Source organism: Pseudomonas sp. FBCC-B545 (assembly GCF_059134095.1).
Genome location: NZ_CP101441.1, coordinates 1,683,685 through 1,706,344 on the forward strand (window position 1 = coordinate 1,683,685; position 22,660 = coordinate 1,706,344).

14 protein-coding genes and 1 other RNA gene are annotated in these 22,660 nt (G+C 61.0%); 9 read left to right on the forward strand and 6 right to left on the reverse strand.

Features of this window, described 5'->3' with window-relative positions:
* Positions 1-96: 96 nt before the first annotated feature.
* A complete protein-coding gene (locus tag NMB39_RS07870; RefSeq protein WP_494339437.1) occupies positions 97-2,523 on the forward strand; it encodes a sensor domain-containing diguanylate cyclase in 2,427 nt (808 codons plus the stop codon).
* Between the two features lie 81 nt (positions 2,524-2,604).
* Here the strand turns inward: NMB39_RS07870 and dacB are convergent, their stop codons facing one another.
* Complete coding sequence (gene dacB / locus NMB39_RS07875) at positions 2,605-4,065, reverse strand: D-alanyl-D-alanine carboxypeptidase/D-alanyl-D-alanine endopeptidase (RefSeq protein ID WP_057023125.1); 1,461 nt, start codon at positions 4,063-4,065, stop codon at positions 2,605-2,607.
* A 235-nt stretch (positions 4,066-4,300) separates the two neighbouring features.
* Between dacB and NMB39_RS07880 the strand changes: the two genes are divergently transcribed.
* Positions 4,301-4,645, forward strand: coding sequence for a YggL family protein (locus NMB39_RS07880; protein ID WP_010208515.1), 345 nt, complete (start codon positions 4,301-4,303; stop codon positions 4,643-4,645).
* 40 nt (positions 4,646-4,685) lie between these two features.
* On the opposite strand, the gene NMB39_RS07885 is transcribed toward NMB39_RS07880, so the two are convergent.
* Complete coding sequence (locus NMB39_RS07885) at positions 4,686-5,876, reverse strand: benzoate/H(+) symporter BenE family transporter (RefSeq protein ID WP_057023124.1); 1,191 nt, start codon at positions 5,874-5,876, stop codon at positions 4,686-4,688.
* 225 nt (positions 5,877-6,101) lie between these two features.
* On the opposite strand from NMB39_RS07885, the gene NMB39_RS07890 reads away from it, so the two are divergent.
* Positions 6,102-6,866, forward strand: a complete 765-nt coding sequence (locus NMB39_RS07890; RefSeq protein WP_367236356.1) for a GntR family transcriptional regulator — start codon at positions 6,102-6,104, stop codon at positions 6,864-6,866.
* A 139-nt stretch (positions 6,867-7,005) separates the two neighbouring features.
* On the opposite strand, the gene guaD is transcribed toward NMB39_RS07890, so the two are convergent.
* From guaD to xdhA, 4 genes are read right to left on the reverse strand one after another with little or no spacing between them, the layout of a single operon-like run.
* The gene (gene guaD / locus NMB39_RS07895) at positions 7,006-8,310 is read right to left on the reverse strand and encodes a guanine deaminase (RefSeq protein WP_198718926.1); all 1,305 of its coding nucleotides are present in this window, start codon (positions 8,308-8,310) and stop codon (positions 7,006-7,008) included.
* 12 nt (positions 8,311-8,322) lie between these two features.
* Positions 8,323-9,162: a xanthine dehydrogenase accessory protein XdhC gene (gene xdhC / locus NMB39_RS07900; RefSeq protein WP_057023121.1), complete on the reverse strand. Its 840-nt coding sequence runs from the start codon at positions 9,160-9,162 to the stop codon at positions 8,323-8,325.
* 50 nt (positions 9,163-9,212) lie between these two features.
* Positions 9,213-11,612: a xanthine dehydrogenase molybdopterin binding subunit gene (gene xdhB / locus NMB39_RS07905; RefSeq protein WP_494339436.1), complete on the reverse strand. Its 2,400-nt coding sequence runs from the start codon at positions 11,610-11,612 to the stop codon at positions 9,213-9,215.
* Positions 11,605-13,053 carry a xanthine dehydrogenase small subunit gene (gene xdhA / locus NMB39_RS07910; RefSeq protein ID WP_198718924.1) on the reverse strand — a complete coding sequence of 483 codons (1,449 nt, stop codon included), beginning with the start codon at positions 13,051-13,053 and terminating at the stop codon, positions 11,605-11,607. Before xdhA ends, xdhB begins: the two co-directional genes overlap by 8 nt.
* 280 nt (positions 13,054-13,333) lie before the next feature.
* Here xdhA and NMB39_RS07915 point away from each other — a divergent pair, with 280 nt between their 5' ends.
* The 6 genes from NMB39_RS07915 (at position 13,334) to ffs (ending at position 22,644) form a co-directional block, all read left to right on the forward strand.
* Positions 13,334-13,993 (forward strand): GntR family transcriptional regulator, encoded by a 660-nt coding sequence (locus NMB39_RS07915; RefSeq protein ID WP_046071681.1) that lies wholly within the window; start codon positions 13,334-13,336, stop codon positions 13,991-13,993.
* 2 nt (positions 13,994-13,995) lie between these two features.
* Positions 13,996-17,484 carry a chromosome segregation protein SMC gene (smc, locus tag NMB39_RS07920; protein ID WP_057023118.1) on the forward strand — a complete coding sequence of 1,163 codons (3,489 nt, stop codon included), beginning with the start codon at positions 13,996-13,998 and terminating at the stop codon, positions 17,482-17,484.
* Positions 17,485-17,742: 258 nt separating this feature from the next.
* Positions 17,743-18,606: a cell division protein ZipA gene (gene zipA, locus NMB39_RS07925; RefSeq protein WP_046071683.1), complete on the forward strand. Its 864-nt coding sequence runs from the start codon at positions 17,743-17,745 to the stop codon at positions 18,604-18,606.
* Between the two features lie 87 nt (positions 18,607-18,693).
* Positions 18,694-21,060 (forward strand): NAD-dependent DNA ligase LigA, encoded by a 2,367-nt coding sequence (ligA, locus tag NMB39_RS07930; protein ID WP_494339435.1) that lies wholly within the window; start codon positions 18,694-18,696, stop codon positions 21,058-21,060.
* Between the two features lie 160 nt (positions 21,061-21,220).
* Positions 21,221-22,387: a zinc-binding metallopeptidase family protein gene (locus NMB39_RS07935; RefSeq protein WP_198718922.1), complete on the forward strand. Its 1,167-nt coding sequence runs from the start codon at positions 21,221-21,223 to the stop codon at positions 22,385-22,387.
* 160 nt (positions 22,388-22,547) lie between these two features.
* Positions 22,548-22,644: signal recognition particle sRNA small type (gene ffs / locus NMB39_RS07940), an RNA gene on the forward strand.
* Positions 22,645-22,660 lie beyond the last annotated feature (16 nt).

The following is a 22,660-nucleotide window of genomic DNA, read 5'->3' on the forward strand; positions in this document are numbered from 1 at the left end:
CGCAGTTTTTACGCTGGTCAAACCCTGGGCCAATGGCTATAACTGAAAGCCTAGCCATAGTGACGCCCCCGCACGCTGGCGTTGCGAGTGTTGCCCATGCCGATGCAAGCCGGTCGCCCGAAAATCCTTGGTTTTATCAGTGAGCAGGCGTCGGCCTGGCTGGTGGCGTTGGTCGTACTGTCGGTCGGTAGCGCGTTGACGGTGGTTGTCGCGTGGGCGGCGGCCGACCTGTATCAGCAGCAGGTGCACCAGCGTTTCCAATTGTTGGTCAACGAACGCTTCACTCGTATTCAGGAACGTTTCGAAGACCAGGAACAACGCCTGGGTAGCTTGCAGCGTTTCTTCGCCAATTCCGCTGATGTGTCCCGTAGCGAGTTCGACGGTTTTGCCCAGCCGCTGCTGCTGCATGCCCGTGCCTATTCCTGGGCGCCGCGGGTATTTCGCGAGCAGCGCAGCCAGTTTGAACAACAAATCTCCCGCCAGCGCGGCGTACCTTTTGCGATCCGTGAACTGAATGCCTTGGGCGAGTTGGTGCCGGCCACCGAGCGCGATGAATACGTCCCGGTACTCTACAGCCAGACGCAAAGCCTGCTGGGCGCCCCCTTGGGTTTTGACCTGCTGGCCCAGCCCTTGCGCCGCTCAGCCCTGGAACGTGCGCAACAAAGCGGCAAGCCTGCGGTGTCACAACCCATGCAATTGGTGGGTGTCGAACCTGCCTATGCGGCCGGGGTGTTGCTGGTAGCGCCGGTCATCAAAGCTGGCGATACCGAGCCCTACGGGTTTGTCATGGCGGTGATCAGCATGCGCCAGCTGGTGACCGACGGTTTACCCAAGCCGAACCGCGATAACCTGGTGATGCAGATCGTCGATACTTCCGACAGCCAGCAGCGGGAGTTATATGCGTCGAGCAATGCACTGGGCAACAGTGACCTGTCGTCTACGCGCCGTCTTGCCCTCGGTGACCATGTCTACGCCCTGAGCGTGCGTGCGAGCCAGGTGTTCGACATGGCGAATCACTCGTCGATGAACACCGTCCTGGCCATGGGCGTGCTGCTCAGTGCCTTGCTCAGTGCCTTGCTCTACGTGTTGGTCAGCCAGCGCCAGCGCGCGTTGAAACTGGTGGAGCAGCGTACCGTGCAGTTGCGCTTGCGAGAGCAGGAGTTACGTGGGGCTCATGGTCAGCTGCGCAGTGTGCTGAACGCGGCGACCCAAGTGGCGATCATCGCTACCGACTTGCGCGGTGTGATCAACACCTTCAACGCTGGCGCCGAACGCATGCTGGGGTTCAAGAGCGAAGAGGTGCTGGGCCGCCTGAAGTTGGAAAGCCTGCACCTGGCCTCGGAACTTGAAGCACGCGCTGTGCCCTTGAGTGCGGCGTTGGGCAAGCGCATCCCGCCGAGCCAGGCGATGCTGGTGGAAACCCCCGACAGTCAACATGAAGCCCGCGAATGGACGCTGCAGCGCAAGGACGGCAGCCAACTGACCGTCAACATGCTGGTAACGGTACTGCTGGACGACTACGGCCTATGGGTCGGGCATTTGGCGATTTACCTGGACATCACCGCGCAGAAGGGCGCCTACGAAGCCCTTGCCGCGCGGGACCGCTTGCTGAAAAAGCTCAGCAGTCACGTGCCTGGCGGAATCTTCCAGTTCACCCTGGAACCCCAGGACAACTGGCGTTTCATCTACGCCAGCCAAGGCATGCGCGATATCTATGAAATTGAACTCGGCGTGTTGCAACAGGATGCGCGCACGGTGTTCGAGCGCATTCACCCGTTGGACGCCGAGCGGGTGCGGGCGTCGATTCGTTTGTCGGCCCTGCAATTGAGCCACTGGCGCGAAGAGTACCGCGTGCAATTGCCGCAGCGAGGCCTGCGCTGGATACGCGGCGAGGCGACACCGGAGGAATTACCGGGAGGCGGTACGCTTTGGCACGGCTATGTCTCGGACATTTCCGATCTGAAGCGGGTCGAGGAAGAGCTGCGTGCGCTGTCCATCACCGATTCATTGACGGGCATTTATAACCGCCGTTATTTCCAGGATCGCCTCAAGGTCGAGATGCTCCGCCTTAACCGCAGCGCCGGTACTCTGTCGTTGATCATGCTCGATATCGATCACTTCAAGCGAATCAACGACCAGCACGGCCACGCCATGGGTGACCGCGTATTGCAGGAGTTGTGCAAGCGCATTGGCCAGCGTTTGCGGCGTACCGATGTCTTCTGCCGGGTGGGCGGCGAAGAGTTCGCGGTGCTGTGCCCCGGCACCGATGGCGCCCAGGCTTATAGCCTGGCGACGCAGTTGTGGCAGTCGTTGCGCAATACGTCGATGGAACCGGTGGGTATCGTCACCGCCAGCTTTGGCGTGGCCAGTTGGCGGGCCGATGAGGATATAGATGGGTTGCTGCTGCGTGCGGATTCGGCGGTGTATGTGGCCAAGCAGGCGGGCAGGGACCGGGTCGAGGCGTGTGGGAGTGGGCAAGCCCTAATGCCTGTAGGAGCGAGCTTGCTCGCGAAAAAGCCATAGACGCCGCGTTTATTCAGGAAGCACGCGTTAACGTTGACGATTTTCGCGAGCAAGCTCGCTCCTACAGGGTGATGTGATGCTTTAGAGAACCGGCGCGGCCGCCACCGCCTTCGGCTGGCGATACAGGTCCAGCAACACCTGGTCCAGCACCGACGAGGCACCCCATGGTTTGTTGTCATTGAGGATCGCTACCACCGCCCAGGTATTGCCGTTGTTGTCGCGGCTGAACCCGGCGATGGCACGCACGGTATTCAATGTGCCGGTCTTCACATGGGCTTCGCCGCGCATGGCGGTGGTCTTCAAACGTTTACGCATGGTGCCGTCGGTACCGGCGATCGGCATCGAGCTGATGTATTCCGCCGCATAGGGGCTTCTCCAGGCCGCTTGCAGCATGGCCGCCATCTCGCGGGCGCTGACTCGTTCGGCGCGGGACAGGCCTGAGCCGTTCTCCATCACCAGGTGCGGCGCGGTGATGCCTTTCTTCACCAGCCACTGGCGCACGACGCGTTGCGCGGCCTTGGCATCGTCCCCATCGGCATCGTTGCGAAACTGCGCGCCCAGGCTCAGGAACAACTGCTGGGCCATGGTGTTGTTGCTGTACTTGTTGATGTCGCGGATGATTTCCGCCAGGTCCGGCGAGAACGCACGGGCCAGGACCTTGGCATCCTTGGGCACCGGCGCCTGGATATCACGGCCCTGGATGGTGCCGCCCAACTCCTTCCAGATTGCACGCACGGCACCGGCGGTGTAGGTGGCGTGGTCAAGCAGTGACAGGTAGGTCTGCGAGCTGCAGCCATCCGCCAGTTGGCCGCTGACAGTCACGGTCACACTGCCGTCAGCGGCAGTCACGGGGCTGTAGCGCACGTCACCGGTGCACTGCTTGGCGTTGGTGGCTTTCACTTGGTTGTCGATGCGAATGCTGGCAATCGGCGGTTCGACCGACACGATGACCCTTCCCGAATCATTGCGGGTCACGAAGCGCAGGGCCTTGAGGTTGACCAGCAAGGCGTCGGGCTTGACCAGGAACGGCTTGTTTTCGTCGTTGCCATCGTCGTTGAACTCAGGCAATTGCGGCTGGTTGAAGAAGTTGCGGTCCAGTACCAGGTCGCCAGTGACTTGCTGCACGCCATTGGCGCGCAGGTCGCGCATCAGCAACCAGAGTTTTTCCATGTTCAGCTTGGGGTCGCCACCGCCCTTGAGGTACAGGTTGCCGCGCAACACGCCGCCGCTGAGGGTACCGTCGGTGTAGAACTCGGTCTTCCACTGGTGGTTGGGGCCGAGCATTTCCAGGGCCGCGTAGGTGGTGACCAGCTTCATGGTGGAGGCCGGGTTCACTGAGACATCGGCATTGAACACAGTGGGGGTGCCGGGGCCGTTCAGCGGCAGCATCACCAGGGACAGCGCGGTGTTTTGCAGCTTGGCTTTCTGCAGGGCCTGGGCAACGCTGGGCGGCAGGGTGGTATTAATCGGGGCAGCAGTGGCGCAGAAGGCCAGTGGCAAGAGAAAACCGGCGAATAACACTGAACGCAAAGATTTGATCATAAGAGGTAAAACCCTACTGCTGAGGAGGGTGAAAAGGTGAGGGGTATGAAAGAAAATCCCTCAATGGTCACGAAAGTGTCGGCATTATGCCCCAAGCTGGAACCACTTGTAGCTCAACGATAGCTGCTAATCGCGGTTTTTTTGTCGGCTTTTGCCCGCCCGTCCCAGAGAGTCGGGCAATTGCCGCCTTAAACTGCTAAAGTGCCGCCCGTTATTACTTATGAGGATTGTTCCAATGGCGACTAACCGTTCCCAGCGTCTGCGCAAAAAACTGTGCGTTGATGAATTTCAAGAGCTGGGTTTCGAACTGAACCTGGACTTCAAAGAAGGCCTGAGTGAAGAAGCTATCGACGCTTTCCTCGAAGCATTCATCAAAGAAGCCATGGAAGCCAACGGTCTGGGCTATGTCGGCGGCGACGACTACGGTCTGGTTTGCCTGCAGAAGCGTGGCTCGGTTTCCGAAGAGCAGCGCGCTGCTGTTGAGGCCTGGCTGAAAACCCGTTCCGAGCTGACCAAGGCTGAAGTCAGCCCGCTGCTGGACGTGTGGTATCCGGAAAAGCCGATCAACGCGGCCAAGTGATACTAAATAAAACGGCGACCTGCTGAGGGTCGCCGTTTTTTTATGCCTTGCGCCAATTCAGAATCAGCAACGTCAACACCCCCGCCACAATCCCCCAGAACGCCGAACCGATGGAAAACAACGTCAAGCCTGACGCCGTGACCATAAAGGTGATCAGCGCCGCTTCCCGTTCCTTCGGCTCATTCATGGCAATGCTCAGCCCATTGATGATCGAGCCAAACAGCGCCAGGGCTGCAATCGACAGTACCAATTCCTTTGGCAGCGCTGCGAACAGTGCCGCCAACGTGGCGCCGAATACTCCGGCAATCCCGTAGAACACCCCGCACCACACCGCTGCGGTGTAGCGCTTGTTGCGGTCTTCATGGGCATGGGGCCCGGTGCAGATCGCCGCGCTGATCGCCGCCAGGTTGATGCCGTGGGAGCCGAACGGAGCCAGCACCAGCGAGGCCAGGCCGGTGGTGGTGATCAGCGGCGACGCCGGCACGTTGTAGCCGTCGGCCCGCAGTACGGCAACACCGGGCATGTTCTGCGAGGTCATGGCCACCACGAACAGCGGGATGCCGATGCTGATGGTCGCCGCCAATGAGAAGTGCGGCGTAGTCCACACCGGCGTCGCCACTTCCAGGTGAAAGCCGCTGAAATCCAGCAACCCCATCAGCCCTGACAGCAGGGTGCCGATTACCAACGCAGCGAGCACGGCGTATCGCGGTGAAAGTCGCTTGATGACCAGGTAGGTGAAAAACATTCCCAGCACCAGTGCGGTGCGATGCTGCGCGGCGACGAAAATTTCGCTGCCGATCTTGAACAGGATCCCTGCCAGCAGCGCCGCCGCCAGCGACGCCGGGATCCGCTTGACCAGCTTTTCAAAGCTGCCGGTCAGCCCGCAGAGCGTCACCAGCACCGCGCAGGTGATGTAGGCGCCGATGGCCTCGCCATAACTCACGCCGCCTAAGCTTGTGATCAACAGCGCCGCGCCGGGTGTGGACCAGGCGATGGTGATAGGCGTGCGATAGCGCAGGGACAGGCCAATGCTGCACACCGCCATGCCGATGGAAATCGCCCAGATCCACGAGGAAATCTGCGCGGTGGTCAAGCCGGCGGCCTGGCCGGCCTGAAACATCAGCACCAGGGAGCTGGTATAGCCGGTCATCATGGCGATAAAGCCGGCGACGATGGCCGAGGCGGAAGTGTCGGCCAGCGGGCGCAAGGGCGCTTGGGTGGCATCGGTCATGGAGGGGTATTCCTTTTACCTGGGATTTGCCGGTGGTGGCGCGGATTCAAGCCTAAACTCAAACGTAACGAGTCATTGCAATACAGCCGGGGCCGCAAACAGCCGTACAGTGTGTTGGCGCATCGGGTTGTGTACAATGTGCACTGTTTTTAGGTGATACTTGCCAGCGTAGCGTCGTTGCCGTATTACCGTTATTTCGCCGCCGTTCTCCAAACCCGAGTGCCCATGAACGAACAGTTGCAACCTCTCAAGAAACAACCGCGATCCGGCAAGGCCGGTCGCAGCGGAACCCAGGACGATATCGTCTACGCGCATATCTTCGAGGCGATCCTTGAACAACGCCTGGCGCCCGGAACCAAATTGAGTGAAGAGGCACTGGGCGAGATCTTCGGCGTGAGCCGCACCATCATCCGCCGTGCGCTGTCGCGCCTGGCCCATGAGGGCGTGGTGCTGCTGCGGCCCAATCGCGGCGCGGTAGTTGCCAGCCCAAGCGTGGAAGAAGCGCGCCAGGTATTCATGGCCCGGCGCCTGGTGGAGCGGGCGATCACCGAGTTGGCGGTGCAGCACGCTACCGCTGAGCAATTGGCTGAGTTGCGCCAGATGGTCAATGACGAGCGCGACAGCTTCTCCCGCGGTGATCGCGGTGCGGGCATCCGTCTTTCGGGCGAATTCCACTTGAAACTGGCCGAGGCAGCAAAGAACGCGCCGCTGATCAGCTTCCAGCGCAGCCTGGTGTCCCAGACCTCATTGATCATCGCCCAGTACGAAAGCGGCAACCGCTCGCACTGTTCGTATGATGAACACACCCAGTTGATCGACGCGATCGAAGCCCGTGATGCGGTGCTGGCGGTGAACTTGATGATGCATCACATGGATCACATCGACAGCAAGCTCAACCTCGATGAGGAAAGCGCGTCGGATGACCTGCATGCGGTGTTCTCGCATTTATTGCAGACCAAAAAGCCCGGGCGCTCGTCGGTAAAACTGTAATCTCCCTGATTCACTGGGGGATAAAAATGTGGGAGGGGGCTTGCTCCCGATAGCAGAGTGTCAGTAGCAGATAGGCTGACTGACACACCGCTATCGGGAGCAAGCCCCCTCCCACATTGGTTTTGTGTTGTGGCTGGGTTCAGCGTTGATGCACCAACTGTCCGGCTGCATAGGTCTGCAACACCGTCCGATCATCCCCCAGCGTCATCAATACAAACAATGTCTCGGCAATGTTGTTCGCCTGCTTCAAGCGATAGCTCAGCAGCGGCGTGGCGTTGTAGTCCAGCACCAGAAAGTCCGCATCCGTGCCCGGCTGCAACGTGCCGATCTTGTCTTCCAGGCGCAACGCCCGCGCACCCCCCAGGGTCGCCAGGTACAGCGACTTGAACGGGCTCAACCGTGCCCCCTGCAACTGCATGACCTTGTAGGCTTCATTCAGTGTTTGCAGGAGCGAGAAGCTGGTACCGCCACCCACGTCGGTGCCCAGGCCCACGTTCAGTTTGTGTTTCTCCGCCATCGGCAGGTTGAACAAACCACTGCCGAGAAAGAGGTTCGACGTCGGGCAGAATGCGACCGCCGAGCCGGCCTCTGCCAAGCGTGCGCACTCGTCATCGCAAAGGTGCACGCCATGGGCAAATACCGAGCGCTCGCCCAGCAGTTTGTAATGGTCATACACATCCAGGTAGCCGCTGCGTTCCGGGAACAGTTCCTTCACCCACTCTACTTCCTGCTTGTTCTCACTGATGTGGGTCTGCATGTACAGGTCCGGGTATTCCCCCAGCAGTTTCCCGGCCAGCGTCAATTGCTCTGGTGTGCTGGTGGGGGCAAAGCGTGGCGTCACCGCGTAATGCAGGCGGCCTTTGCCGTGCCAGCGTTCGATCAGCGCCTTGCTTTCCTGATAGCCGGATTCGGGCGTGTCAGTCAGATAGTCCGGCGCATTGCGGTCCATCATCACCTTGCCGGCAATCATGCGCAGATCGAGCTTCTCGGCCGCTTCAAAGAATGCATTCACCGATTGCGGGTGCACGCTGCCGAACACCAGCGCGGTGGTGGTGCCATTGCGCAGCAGTTCCTTGATGAAGATATCCGCGACTTCCTCGGCGTGGGCCTTGTCGGCGAACTGGCTTTCACACGGGAAGGTGTAGGTGTTGAGCCAGTCCAGCAACTGTTCGCCATAGGCGCCGACCATGCCGGTCTGCGGCAGGTGGATATGGGTGTCGATCAGGCCGGGGGTGATCAGTGCGTCCTGGTAGTGGGTGATGTCGATATCGGCAGGCAGGCTCGGCAGCAGATCGCTGGCGTGACCGAGCGCGCTGATCTGACCGTTATCGATCACCAGCAGGCCGTCTTCGAAATACTCGTAGGAGGCTTCGATGCCAACGACGGCAGGGTCGTCGATGCTATGCAGGATGGCGGCACGGTAGGCTTTGCGAGTCAAAGGCATGGTTATCTCAATTTAGATAGCTTGGCTGCGGCGCGAAGCCGGCAACAATTTGGCAATGGGTTCGGCGCCGGCAGTGTGCTGGCCGAAATTGGCGTTATAGGTGGCGATGATTTCGCCGGCGATGGAAATGGCGATCTCCACGGGCAACTTGCCCTTCACCTCGGTGAGGCCCATGGGGCAGCGCATGCGTTGCAACTGCGCGGTGTCGAAGCCACGATCACGCAGACGGTGTTCGAATTTCACGCGCTTGGTCTTCGAACCGATCAGGCCGAAGTAGGCGAAGTCATTGCGCTTGAGCAGGGCGGCAGTGAGTTCCAGGTCCAGCGCATGATTGTGGGTCATGACGATGCAGTAACTGCCTGCTGGCAGGTCGGCAATTTCATCGACCGGCTCTTCGCTGATGATTTTACGCACGCCTTGGGGGATGTGCTGGGGGAACTCCTGATCGCGGGAGTCGATCCAGCGCACTCGGCACGGCAGGCTCGCCAGTAACGGCACCAGCGCACGACCGACGTGGCCGGCACCGAATACCGCAATCTGCGCCTGCACCTGTCCCATGGGCTCGAACAGCAGCACAGTCACGCCACCGCAGCACTGGCCGAGGCTGGCACCGAGGCTGAAGCGTTCCAGGTGGGTGGTCTGCTGGCCGCGGGCGAGCATGTCGCGGGCGAGCTGCATCGCCTTGTATTCCAGGTGCCCACCGCCGATGGTGTCGAAGGTATGGGCGGCGCTGATTACCATCTTGGAGCCGGCATTGCGCGGCGTGGAGCCGAGCTCTTCGATGATGGTCACCAGGACGCAGGGTTCGCCCTGGTCTTGCAGGGTGGCGAGGGCGCTGATCCAGTTGTTCATGTTCACCTCAACATTACTGTTGTCAGTTCGGCCGATGGCAGCGCCTCGGTCTAGAGCGAAGCCATCTCAGTTTCAGCCTCAATGGCCTTCACCGCCTGCACCTGCCGCATCTGCTCACACCCCCACAACACCCGCTCCGGCGTCGCCGGCGCATCGATCTTCGGCTGCTGGCGATAGTCAGCCAAACTCGCCACCGCATCCTTGATCGCGCACCACGAAGCAATCCCGAGCATGAACGGCGGCTCACCCACGGCCTTGGAATGAAACACCGTGTCTTCCGGGTTCTTGCGGTTTTCCACCAGCTTGACCCGCAGGTCCAGCGGCATGTCTGCTACGGCGGGGATCTTGTAGCTGGCCGGGCCGTTAGTCATGAGCTTGCCCTTGTCGTTCCACACCAGCTCTTCCATGGTCAGCCAGCCCATGCCCTGGATAAAGCCGCCTTCGACCTGGCCGATGTCGATGGCCGGGTTCAGCGAGGCGCCCACGTCGTGGAGGATGTCGGTGCGCAGCATCTTGTATTCGCCGGTCAGGGTGTCGACGATCACTTCGCAGCAGGCGGCGCCGAAGGCGAAGTAGTAGAACGGCCGGCCACGCGCCTGGCTGCGGTCGTAGAAGATTTTCGGGGTCTTGTAGAAGCCGGTGCTCGACAGCGAGACCTGGGCGAAATACGCCTGCTGGATCAACGTTTCGAACGTCAGGATTTGTTCGCGAACACGCACATGACCGTTGCGGAACTGCACGTCCGCTTCGCTGACGTCGTACTTGCGCGCGGCGAATTCCACCAGGCGCTGCTTGATGGTCTCGGCGGCATTCTGCGCGGCCTTGCCGTTAAGGTCCGCACCGCTGGAAGCGGCAGTGGGCGAGGTGTTGGGCACCTTGTCGGTGTTGGTGGCAGTGATCTGTACGCGGTCGATGTCCACCTGGAACACTTCAGCCACCACCTGGGCGACCTTGGTGTTCAAGCCCTGGCCCATCTCGGTGCCGCCGTGGTTCAGGTGGATGCTGCCGTCGGTGTAGATGTGGATCAACGCACCGGCCTGGTTAAGGAAGCTGGCGGTAAAGGAAATGCCGAATTTCACCGGGGTCAGCGCCAGGCCCTTTTTCAGGATCGGGCTGTGGGCGTTGTACAGGCGAATCGCTTCGCGGCGCTCGGCGTACTGGCTGCTGGCTTCGAGCTCGGCGGTCATCTCTTGGAGCATGTTGTGTTCGACGGTCTGGTAGTAATGGGTGACGTTGCGCTCGGTCTTGCCGTAGTAATTGGCCTTGCGCACCGCCAACGGATCGAGGGCCAGATGGCGAGCGATGGCGTCCATCACTTCCTCGATGGCGACCATGCCCTGGGGGCCGCCGAAGCCGCGGTAGGCGGTGTTGGACGCGGTGTTGGTCTTGCAGCGATGGCCGTTGACGGTGGCGTCGCCCAGGTAATAGGAATTGTCGGCGTGGAACATGGCGCGGTCGACAATCGAGTTGGACAGGTCCGGCGAGCAGCCGCAGTTACCCGCCAGTTCCAGGTTGATGCCGTGCAGGCGACCGCTTTCGTCGAAGCCCACGTCGTATTCGATATAGAAAGGGTGGCGCTTGCCGGTCATCAGCATGTCTTCGACCCGAGGCAAGCGCATCTTGGTCGGCTGGCCAGTGAGGCGCGCCACCACTGCGCACAGGCAGGCCGGGCTGGCGGCCTGGGTTTCCTTGCCGCCAAAACCACCGCCCATGCGGCGCATGTCGACCACGATCTTGTTCATCGACACGTCGAGTACTTCGGCCACCAGCTTCTGCACTTCGGTAGGGTTTTGCGTGGAACAGTAGACGATCATGCCGCCGTCTTCGGTGGGCATGACCGAGGAAATCTGGGTTTCCAGATAGAAGTGTTCCTGGCCGCCGATGTGCAGGGTGCCCTGGATACGGTGCTTGGCGCTCGCCAGCGCCGCGGCCGAATCGCCGCGTTGGTGGGTGTGGCTGTCGAGCACGAAATGCTTGTTGCGAAAGGCCTCGACTACATCCAGCACCGGCTCCAGGTCTTCATATTCGATCACCGCCGCCATCGCCGCCTTGCGCGCAGTCTCCAAGTCGCGGGCCGCCACGGCCAGCACCACCTGGCCGACGAACTGCACGGTGTCGATGGCCAGCAACGGGTCGCCGGGCATCAATGGGCCGATGTCTTTCAGGCCCGGTACGTCTTCATGGGTGATGACAATGCGCACGCCATCAAAGGCGTAGCAGGGCGCAGTGTCGATGCTGAGGATGCGGGCGTGGGCACGGTCGGACAGGCGCGCATACAGGTGCAACTGGTTGGGAAATTCCAGGCGGTCATCGATGTACTGCGCTTCGCCGCTGACGTGCTTGGCGGCGCTGTCATGCTTGACGCTGCGGCCGACCCCGGAGGTCAAGTTCTGGGCAAACAGCTCGGCCAGTTCGGCCTGGGTCTTTACGACGGCGTGATGGTTAGACATATGCGGTCACCCGAGTCTCGATGTGCGGCGTTTGCAGCTCGATGAAGTATTTGCGCAGCAGGTTCTGCGCGCTGAGCAGGCGGTATTCCTTGCTGGCGCGGAAGTCCGACAGCGGCGTGAAATCCTCGGCCAGGGCGACGCAGGCTTTTTCCACGGTGGCGCTATTCCAGGTAGCGCCCACCAACACGGCTTCGCAGCTTTTTGCGCGTTTTGGCGTGGCGGCCATGCCGCCGAAGGCAATACGGGCTTGGCTGATTACCCCATTGTCGATCTTCAAGTTGAAGGCGGCGCAGACTGCGGAAATATCATCGTCCAGGCGCTTGGACACCTTATAGGCACGAAACAGTGCATGGCCCTTGGGTACGATGATCTTCTCGATGAACTCGCTGTCCTGGCGGGCGGTGACGCGGTAATCGATGAAATAGTCTTCCAGTGCCAGGGTGCGACGGGTGTTGCCTTTGCACAGGACGATCTGCGCACCCAGGGCAATCAGCAGCGGTGGCGAATCACCAATCGGCGAGGCGTTGCCGATATTGCCGCCCAGGGTGCCCTGGTTGCGGATCTGCAGGGAAGCGAAGCGGTGCAACAGTTCGCCGAAGTCCGGGTATTCATGGTGCAGCGCGGCGTAGCAGTCTGAGAGGGCCGTGGCCGCGCCGATTTCCAGGCGGTCGTCGAAATCTTCGATGCGCTTCATTTCTTCAATGTTACCGACGTAGATCATCACCGGCAGGGTGCGATGGAACTGGGTGACTTCCAGCGCCAGGTCGGTGCCGCCGGCCAGCAGGCGGGCTTGGGGGTAGGCATCGTAGAGGTCAGCCAGGTCGGCGACGGTCAGCGGCACCAGGCAGCGTTTGTCGCCGCTGTTGAGTTCGCCGGTCTGGGCCGGTGCGATGCTTTTGAGACGGGCGATGGTGTCGGCCTGGCGACTGTCGAACTGGTCCAGGGGCTTGTTGCAGCAGGCTTGTTCGGCGGCGGCGAGGATCGGGCGATAACCGGTGCAGCGACACAGGTTGCCGGCCAGGGCTTCATGGGCTTTCTGGCTGTCGGGGGTGTCGCTGTTCTTTTGCAGGGCAAACAGTGACATCACAAAGCCCGGGGTGCAAAAGCCGCACTGCGAACCGTGGCACTCGACCATCGCCTGTTGCACGCTGTGCAACTGGCCCTGGTGCTTGAGGTCTTCGACGCTGATCAGTTGCTTGCCATGCAACGACGAGACAAAGGTCAGGCAGGAATTGAGGCTGCGATAACGAATCTGCTCGGCACCCTGATCGTTGGTGTGCAATTCGCCGACCACCACGGTGCACGCACCGCAGTCGCCGCTGGCGCAGCCTTCCTTGGTACCGGGCTTGCCCACATGCTCACGCAGATAGTTGAGCACGGTCAGGTTGGGGTCCAGGGCGTGCTCGCTACGGAGTTCCTGGTTGAGTAAAAACTGGATCACGGAAGGCCTCGCAGACTCATTATTGTTGTTAACCGCTTTGCGCCGAATCTAGTCACGTCTGACTTTTCGGTCAATGTTTTTCTGACTTAAGGGTCAAGAAAATGCGATCGCAACACTTTCAATTATGGTCCAGTCTTCTGGAACCGGCGTTTTGGGCGGCGTTCAGGCTTTCATCGTTGCTTATTTCATGCCAAATTCGCCACGGTGGGCGTAGCGCCATCAGCGGGCCAATGCGCTACACTGCCGCGCTTGTACCGATAGAAGATTTTGAAGGGAAAACATGACGTTCAAGGCGCCGGACAGTCTCGCCGAGCAAATTGCTCACCACCTCGCCGAACGTATCATTCGCGGCGATCTCAAGCCTGGGGAGCGGATCCAGGAACAGAAGGTCACGCTGGCGCTCAACGTCAGCCGTGGTTCCGTGCGTGAAGCCTTGCTGATCCTCGAGCGCCGCCACCTGATCGCGATCCTGCCGCGTCGGGGTGCCCATGTCACCGAGCTCACCGCGCACAAGGTGCAGAGCCTGTGCACCTTGATGGGCGAGATGTACATCCTGCTCGGCAATGCGGTAGCCGAAGGCTGGCAGACCCAGGCCGACATGGCGCCGTTCCTGCAGATCCAGCAACGCCTGCAAGCCAGTTACGAGCGCGAGGATATCCGCGCCTTCGTCGAAGAAAGCTTCAATGTGATGCGCGCCGCCTACCCCTTCGCCAACAATCCGTATCTGCAGGAAACCGTCGAGAACCTGCAACCGGCGATGAACCGCGCTTATTACCTGGCCCTGGACCAACGCAAGGCGTCCATGAGCGAATACCTGGCGCTGTTCGAGCAATTACTGGCCGCCGTACTGGCCCGTGACCTGGTGCAAATTCGCCTGGTGCTGTCGGCTTACTGCCAGCGCAGCAGCTCGCTGGTGATCGCTGCGTTGGCGGACGCCTAGACGTGCGGCTCAAGTGCATCAAATTGGCGGGGTTCAAATCCTTCGTCGACCCCACCACGGTGAACTTCCCCAGCAACATGGCGGCAGTGGTGGGGCCCAATGGCTGCGGCAAGTCGAATATCATCGACGCCGTACGCTGGGTGATGGGCGAGAGCTCGGCAAAAAACCTGCGCGGCGAGTCGATGACCGACGTCATCTTCAATGGCTCCACCAGCCGCAAGCCGGTGAGCCAGGCCAGCATCGAGCTGGTGTTCGATAACTCCGACGGCACTCTGGTCGGTGAGTACGCGGCCTATGCGGAAATCTCGATCCGCCGCAAAGTCACCCGCGACAGCCAGAACAGCTACTTCCTCAACGGCACCAAGTGCCGTCGTCGCGACATCACCGACATCTTCCTCGGCACAGGCCTGGGCCCGCGCAGTTATTCGATCATCGAACAGGGCATGATCTCCAAGCTGATCGAAGCCAAGCCCGAAGACCTGCGCAATTTTATCGAAGAAGCGGCGGGTATCTCCAAGTACAAGGAGCGTCGTCGCGAGACCGAAAACCGTATCCGCCGCACCCATGAAAACCTCGCCCGCCTGACTGACCTGCGCGAAGAGCTGGAGCGCCAGTTGGAGCGCCTGCACCGTCAGGCCCAGGCCGCCGAGAAGTATCAGGAATACAAGGGCGAAGAACGCCAGCTCAAGGCACAACTCTCGGCCCTGCGCTGGCAGGCGCTGAATGACCAGGTGGGCCAGCGCGAAGCGATCATTGGCACCCAGGAAATCAGCTTCGAAGCGCTGGTGGCCGAGCAGCGCAACGCCGACGCCAGCATCGAGCGCCTGCGTGACGGCCACCATGAACTCTCCGAACGCTTCAATCTGGTGCAGGGCCGTTTCTATTCAGTGGGCGGCGATATCGCCCGGGTCGAGCAGAGCATCCAGCACGGCCAGCAGCGCCTGCGCCAGTTGCAGGATGACCTGAAGGAAGCCGAACGCGCGCGCCTGGAAACCGAATCGCACCTGGGCCATGACCGCACCTTGCTGCTGACCCTCGGCGAAGAGCTGGACATGCTCACCCCCGAGCAGGAAATCACCAGCGCTGCCGCCGAAGAAGCCGCCGCCGCCCTGGAAGAAGCCGAAACCACCATGCACGGCTGGCAGGAGCAGTGGGACGCCTTCAACCTGAAATCGGCCGAGCCACGCCGCCAGGCCGAGGTGCAGCAGTCGCGCATCCAGCAGCTGGAAACCAGCATGGAACGCCTGGCCGAGCGCCAGCGCCGTCTGCAGGAAGAGCGCGTATTGCTCGCCGCCGACCCGGAAGACGCGGCGATCATGCAGTTGAGCGAGCAACTGGCCGAAAGCGAAATGACCCTCGAGGAGCTGGAGGCCAGCGAAGAACAGCAAGTGGAGCGCTTGGAGCAACTGCGTCAGCAATTGCACACGGCAACCCAGGCGCAGCAGCAGGCCCAGGGGGATTTGCAGCGTCTCAATGGTCGCCTGGCATCCCTTGAAGCGCTCCAGCAAGCGGCGTTGGACCCTGGCACCGGCACGGCCGAATGGCTGCGCGATCAGCAGTTGGCCGAGCGCCCGCGCCTGGCCGAAGGCTTGAAGGTAGAGGCCGGTTGGGAGCTGGCGGTGGAAACCGTTTTGGGCGCCGATTTGCAAGCCGTGCTGGTGGACGATTTTGGCGGCTTCGACCTGGCCGGCTTTGCCCAGGGCGACTTGCGCCTGCTCAGCCCTGCGGCCGATGGCACGCGGGTGCCGGGCAGCCTGCTGGACAAGGTTGAAGCGGCGATTGACTTATCGCCGTGGCTGGGCCAGGTCAAGCCGGTTGAGTCACTTGAGCAGGCCCTGGCCCAGCGCGGCCAGTTGGCGGCCGGCGAAAGCCTGATCAGCCGCGACGGTTATTGGATCGGCCGCCACTTCCTGCGGGTACGCCGTGCCAGTGAAGCCGAAAGCGGCGTATTGGCCCGTGGCCAGGAAATCGTCAATTTGACCGCCGAGCGTGAAGAGCGTGAAGCCACCCTCGAAAGCCTGGAAACCGAACTGCAAACCCTGCGCGCCACCCAGCGCCAGCAGGAGACCGGTCGCGAACACCTGCGCCGGCTGTTGCAGGACGAAGCGCGCCAGCAGGGCGAATTGAAAGCGCAACTGTCGGCGAGCAAGGCCAAGGTCGAACAACTGACCCTGCGCCGCACCCGCCTCGATGAAGAAGTGGCCGAGATGGGCGAGCAGCGCGCCCTGGAACACGAACAGATCGGCGAAGCCCGCCTGCAATTGCAGGAAGCCCTCGACAGCATGGCCCTGGACACCGAGCAGCGCGAGTTGCTGCTGGCCCAGCGCGACAGCCTGCGCGAACGCCTCGACCGCGTGCGCCAGGAAGCGCGCCAGCACAAGGACCACGCCCACCAGTTGGCGGTGCGCCTCGGCTCGTTGCGCGCCCAGCACGACTCCACGCGCCAGGCCCTTGAGCGCCTGGAGATGCAGTCCGAGCGCCTGACCGAAAAGCGCGAGCAACTGAGCCTGAACCTGGAGGAGGGCGAGGCGCCACTGGAAGAGCTGCGCCTCAAGCTTGAAGAGTTGCTCGATAAGCGCATGACCGTCGACGAAGAACTCAAGACCGCGCAGATCGCCCTCGAAGATGCCGACCGCGAACTGCGCGATGCTGAAAAGCGCCGCACCATGGCCGAGCAGCAATCCCAGTTGATCCGCGGCCAGCTCGAACAGCAACGCATGGAATGGCAAGCCTTGACTGTGCGGCGCAAGACCTTGCAAGACCAGTTGCTTGAAGATGGCTATGACTTGCACGGCGTGCTCAACACCCTGACCGCCCAGGCCAACGAGAAGGACGCCGAAGAAGAACTTGAACGGATTGCCGCACGCATTCAACGCCTGGGCGCGATCAACCTCGCGGCCATCGATGAGTACCAGCAGCAGTCCGAGCGCAAACGTTATCTGGATGCCCAGGACGCCGATCTGGTGGAAGCCCTGGATACCCTGGAAAACGTGATCCGCAAGATCGACAAGGAAACCCGCAACCGCTTCAAAGATACCTTTGATCAGATTAATGGCGGTTTACAGGCGTTATTCCCAAAAGTTTTCGGTGGTGGCAGCGCTTACTTGGAACTGACGGGCGAAGATCTACTCGATACAGGGGTAACGATCATGGCGCGGCCTCCGGGCAAGAAGAACAGCACCATCCATTTGTTGTCCGGCGGCGAAAAGGCCCTGACCGCATTGGCCCTGGTATTTGCCATCTTCAAGTTAAACCCGGCGCCGTTCTGCATGCTCGACGAAGTTGACGCACCGCTGGATGACGCTAACGTGGGACGCTACGCTCGGTTGGTCAAAGAGATGTCCCAGACCGTGCAGTTCATCTATATCACCCACAACAAGATCGCCATGGAAATGGCCGATCAGTTGATGGGGGTCACGATGCACGAGCCGGGTTGTTCGCGATTGGTCGCGGTGGATGTGGAAGAAGCGATGGCGATGGTGGAATCCTGAGTCCAGCCAAGAGAGAGGATTTACGGCACGACGTAGGGTGGTTTACCGGTCTGGCGAAAGTGGCAAATGGACATATTTGTTCAAGGCATTTTGACAGACGGTGTAAAGTTGTCTTTGGTCGTGCTAGTTTAATGTCAATTTTTCGTGTGCGTGGGCAAAACGTCAGCCAGAACATAGAGTTGGCGCCACGTTTTAAAGCGGTTTGCACGGTGCTAAACCCCTTATTTTTCAGCATTTTTTATAGAGGCACGAGATTACATGGAAATCGGTCTGCGCGAGTGGCTGATCGTCATCGGCATTATTGTCATTGCCGGTATTCTTTTTGATGGCTGGCGCCGTATGCGCGGTGGCAAGGGTAAGCTCAAGTTCCGCTTGGACCGAAACCTGTCCAACCTGCCCGACGACGACGGCAGCGCCGAGCTGCTGGGGCCGCCCCGTGTGCTGGATACCCATAAAGAGCCGCAACTGGACGAGCACGACTTGCCGTCGATGAGCGCGCCGGTGCGTGAAGCTCGCGAGCCGTCGTCCAAGCGCGGCAAGCGTGGCAGTGCAGCGGTAGCCGAACCGCACCAGGGCGACCTGAACCTCGACGTCGATGATGGCCCGAGCTTCAGCAGCCGCGACAACGATTTCCCCGACGAGACCCCGACCAAAAGCGCAGCGCGCCAATCGGTGAACGATCAGCCGGCCGCCGAAGAAGTCTTGGTGATCAGCGTGATCTGCCGCGATGCCGGTGGTTTCAAAGGCCCGGCACTGTTGCAGAACATCCTTGAAAGCGGCCTGCGTTTTGGCGAGATGGATATCTTCCACCGCCACGAAAGCATGGCCGGCAATGGCGAAGTGCTGTTCTCCATGGCCAACGCGGTCAAGCCGGGCACCTTCGACCTGGACGATATCGACCTGTTCAGCACCCCGGCGGTGAGTTTCTTCCTCGGCCTGCCGGGCCCGCGTCACCCGAAACAAGCGTTCGACGTGATGGTGGCGGCGGCCCGCAAGCTGTCCCAGGAACTCAACGGCGAGCTCAAGGACGACCAACGCAGCGTCCTGACCGCCCAGACCATCGAACACTACCGTCAGCGCATCGTCGAGTTCGAGCGTCGCGCCCTGACACAGAAACGCTGAGGTTCGATCATAAGCGTTGTCTGTAGAATCCATGCACTAACATATTGAGCAGCTTCGGCTGCTCTTTTGCTTTATGAGAGAACACCCATGACCGCCGCCCATACCCGCATTCTCGAACTGCGCGCTGAACTGGATCAGCACAACTATCGCTACCACGTGCTCGACGAGCCGAGCATTCCGGACGCCGAGTACGACCGCCTGTTCCACGAGCTCAAGGCCCTGGAAGCCGAGCACCCGGAACTGGTGACGCGCGATTCTCCGACGCAGCGGGTCGGCAGTGCAGCGCTCTCGGCGTTCACCCAGGTCAAGCACGAGATCCCGATGCTCAGTCTGGGCAACGCCTTTGATGAAACCACCATGCTCGAATTTGATCGCCGGGTCACCGAGGGCCTCGACCTGCCGGTGGGCGATCTGTTCGGTGCTGGCGCGGCGGTGGAGTACAGCTGCGAACCAAAGCTGGATGGCCTGGCGGTCAGCCTGCTGTACCAGGATGGCGAGCTGGTGCGCGGCGCTACCCGTGGTGATGGCACCACGGGCGAAGACATCAGCGTCAATGTGCGCACCGTGCGCAATATCCCCTTGAAGCTGCACGGCAGTGGCTGGCCGGCCACCCTGGAAGTGCGTGGCGAAGTGTTTATGTCCAAGGCCGGTTTCGAGCGCCTGAACGCCTCGCAACTGGAAGTCGGCGGCAAGACTTTCGCCAACCCGCGCAATGCTGCGGCCGGCAGCCTGCGCCAGCTGGATTCAAAGATCACCGCCAGCCGCCCACTGGAATTCTGCTGCTATGGCATCGGCCAGGTGACCGCAGATATCAGTGATACCCATATCGGTAATCTCAAGCAGTTGCAAAAGTGGGGCATGCCGATCAGCCACGAGCTGAAGCTGGCCAAGGGCATCCAGGAATGCCTGGACTACTACCGCGATATTGGCGAGCGGCGTAATTCGCTGGGCTATGAGATCGACGGGGTGGTGTTCAAGGTCAACAGCATCGCCGCCCAGCGTGAGCTGGGGTTCCGCGCCCGTGAACCGCGCTGGGCCATCGCGCATAAATTCCCGGCGATGGAAGAGTTGACCGAGTTGCTCGACGTGGAATTCCAGGTCGGCCGTACCGGCGCCGTGACTCCAGTGGCGCGCTTGAAACCGGTCAAGGTGGCCGGTGTGACCGTGGCCAACGCTACCTTGCACAACATGGACGAAGTGGCACGCCTGGGACTGATGATCGGTGACACGGTGATCATCCGCCGCGCCGGTGATGTGATCCCGCAAGTGGTCTCGGTAGTCACCGAGCGTCGCCCGGAACACGCCCGCGCGGTGCAGATCCCGGAGAGCTGCCCGGTGTGCGGCTCCCATGTCGAGCGCACGCAGTTGGTCAAGCGCAGCAAGGGCAAGGAAACCGTCAGTGAAGGCGCGGTGTACCGTTGCGTCGGGCGCCTGGCTTGTGGCGCGCAGCTCAAGCAGGCGATCATCCATTTCGTCTCGCGTCGTGCCATGGATATCGACGGCCTGGGTGACAAGACTATCGAGCAACTGGTGGATGAAAAACTCATCGGCTCGCCAGCGGATCTCTACAAGCTCAAGTATGAACAGATCATTGACCTGGAAGGCTTCGCCGACATCTCCAGCAAGAAGCTGATCAGCGCCATCGAAAATAGCAAGGCGCCAACCCTGGCGCGCTTTATCTATGCCCTCGGCATTCCCGATGTGGGCGAGGAGACCGCCAAGGTGCTGGCGCGCTCCCTGGCTTCGCTGGAGCGTGTACAGAAGGCTTTGCCGGAAGTGCTGACGTACATGCCGGATGTGGGATTGGAAGTGGCCCATGAGATCCATAGTTTCTTTGAAGACGACCACAACCAGGAAGTAATCGGTGCGCTGTTGGCAGCGGACGAATGCGGCCTGCAATTGCAGGACCAGGGCGACCTGAGCGCCGAATTCGCTGCCAGCACCACCTTGGGCGGCTTGCTCGACAAGCTGCACGTGCCTTCCGTAGGGCCGGGCGCCGCGCAGAAACTCGCGGACAAGTTCGGCACCCTTGAAGGTGTGATCAAGGCTGACTGGCTCGACATGCGCCAGGCGCTGCCCGAGAAGCAGGCCAAGGCCGTGCGCGACTTTTTCGACAATGCCGACAACGCCCATCGCGCCCTGGCCATCGAGCAACAGCTCAAGGACTTCGGCATGCACTGGCAGAGCGAGAAGAAGGTGGTCGAAGGCTTGCCGGAAGCCGGGCACACCTGGGTGCTTACCGGCTCCCTGGAGCTGATGAGCCGCGATGTGGCCAAGGACAAGCTCGAAAGCCTCGGCGCCAAGGTGGCCGGTTCCGTCTCGGCGAAAACCCACTGCGTGGTGGCCGGGCCGGGCGCTGGATCGAAATTAGCCAAGGCCAGTGAGCTGGGCATCAAAGTGCTGGACGAAGAAGCCTTCGTGGCCTTCCTGGCCGGGCACAACATCAGCGTCTGAAACGCGCTGATTGATCGTTCCCACGCTCCGCGTGGGAATGCATCCGGTGACGCTTCGCGTCACGACTCAAGCGCGCCCAAGCCGTCGTTCCCACTCAAAGTGTGGGAACGTTCTCTCACGGAAAATGATCTAGTCTTGGTCACCCCAGGGAGAGCCCGCCATGTTCCGCTACTTCGAGCAACTCAGTTCGCGCATCGCAGCGCCGTTCATGGCCCAACCCTCGCGCAACAGCAAGGTGTGGCAATGCCGTTGCGGCCAGTCTTTATTCTTCCGTAACAGCCAATGTCTGGCCTGCCAGGCGGTGTTGGGTTACCTGCCGCAGCAAAGCCGCCTGTCCTCCCTGCAACCTGGCCCTGTGGTTGGCACTTGGCTGGCGGACGATCATCTCGATGCCGGTGCTTTTCGACGCTGCGCCAACCTGGATACCCCGGCTGCGTGCAACTGGCTGATCCCCGCCCACAGCACCGCCAAGCTGTGCGTAGCCTGCAGCCTGAACCGCACCATTCCCGATCTGTCGATTGCGCAAAACCCCGAACGCTGGCGCAAGGTCGAAACCGCCAAGCGCCGGCTGGTGGCACAGCTGATCAGCCTGGGCCTGCAAGTGGTGCCCAAGCGCGTCGATGAAGACACTGGCCTGGCCTTCGACTTCATCGGCATCGACCTGCAAGGCAACGCGCCCACCACTGGTCATGCCAACGGCCTGATCACCCTGGACATCAAGGAAGCCGACGACGCCCACCGAGAAAAAGTCCGCGTACAGATGCACGAGCCGTACCGCACCTTGCTTGGCCATTTTCGCCATGAAGTCGGCCACTATTACTGGGATCGCCTGATCGCCCACAGCCACTGGCTTGAACCTTTTCGCGCCCTGTTCGGCGACGAGCGTGCCAGTTATGCCGACGCCCTCGACCAGCACTACCAGAACGGCCCGCGCCCGGACTGGCAACAAAACTGCGTCAGTGCCTACGCCACCATGCACCCATGGGAAGACTGGGCCGAAACCTGGGCCCACTACCTGCACATGATGGATGCGGTGGACACTGCCCTGGGCTTTGGCATGAGCGCCCGCGAGATGGACCTGGATTACCAGCCGTTCGCCCTGGCGACGCTGTACGATCCCGGGCATCCTGGCGGCCCGGCATTCCTCAGCTTCGTCAACGCCTGGATTGAGCTGGCCGGCATGCTCAACGAACTGTCCCGCGCCATGGGCCAGCCGGATTTCTACCCCTTCGTGCTGCCCTCTGCGGTGATCGCCAAGTTGCACTTTATTCACCTGGTCATCCAGGAAGAGGGCGGCAGGGCCGATGCGGTCCTGCAGGCACAATGATTAACCCCTGTGGGGAGGGGGCAAGCCCCCACATTAAATAGCGCAATTGTTGAACGCCATGGCAAGTACTTGAAGCTTCTCATTTTTTACGGTTGTAACTTCCGATGAGAACGGTACAATGGCGCGGCTTGCCGAGAGGCCAGCGTCGTTATGGTGACCCCATCGGTCCCCCCGCAACGATTACCCGTGAACCTGGTCAGAGCCGGAAGGCAGCAGCCACAGCGGGAACATTGTGTGCCGGGGTGTGGCTGGTGGGGTTGCCTCCATAACGCT